Annotated in this window: 2 protein-coding genes; one reads left to right on the forward strand and one right to left on the reverse strand. The window is 64.7% G+C overall.

What is annotated here, in order from left to right; genetic code table 11:
• A partial coding sequence (locus JNK74_29250) for a GntR family transcriptional regulator (GenBank protein MBL7650264.1) occupies positions 1–132 on the reverse strand: 132 nt, incomplete at its 3' end.
• Positions 133–241: 109 nt separating this feature from the next.
• Between JNK74_29250 and JNK74_29255 the strand changes: the two genes are divergently transcribed.
• On the forward strand, positions 242–638 hold a 397-nt coding region (locus JNK74_29255), incomplete at its 3' end, for a neutral/alkaline non-lysosomal ceramidase N-terminal domain-containing protein (GenBank protein ID MBL7650265.1).

Consider the following 638-nt stretch of genomic DNA (forward strand, 5'->3'; position numbering starts at 1 on the left):
GGAGGCCTGATAGTGATCGCACAACTCGCGTTCCGTGGGCAGTTGCAGGCGCCCTTCCCACGAGCCAGAGAGAATCTGGTCGCGCAAGGCGGCGGCCACGCGGTTGTAGGCGGTCATGGACATGGTGTGCACGGGCGGGTCCCAAGATGCGATTGCACGGTGCGTACAGGAAAAGTATAATTGGTTATAACAACATATTCAAGCCCGCGGGGCGATACGCGCCCTGCTCGAAAGGGATCCCTTGACCCAACCCCTGTTCGCCGGTGCGGCGGAAGTCGATATCACGCCGGAGACCTCGCTCCACCTCTTCGGCTACCCCCACGTAAAGCGCAACAGCACCGGCGTGCACGACCCGCTGCTGAGTTCCGCGCTGTACCTGCGGAGCGGCGGGGAACAGCAACTCTTCATCGGCAATGACGTGATCTTCGTGCCGAAAGCACTCGCGGCCCGTGCGCGGAAGCGCCTGGAGGCCGTCACGGGTGTGCCTGCCACCGCGATCTGCCTCACGGCGACCCACACCCACTCGGGCCCGGTCACCGTGGCCTATGCGAGCAACGCGGACGACGATACCGTGCCCCCGCCCGACCCCGCCTTTCTCCAGCAACTGGAGGATGGCATCGTGGCAGTGGGGGAGCAGG

This window comes from Candidatus Hydrogenedentota bacterium, from assembly GCA_016791475.1.
GTDB lineage: Bacteria > Hydrogenedentota > Hydrogenedentia > Hydrogenedentales > JAEUWI01 > JAEUWI01.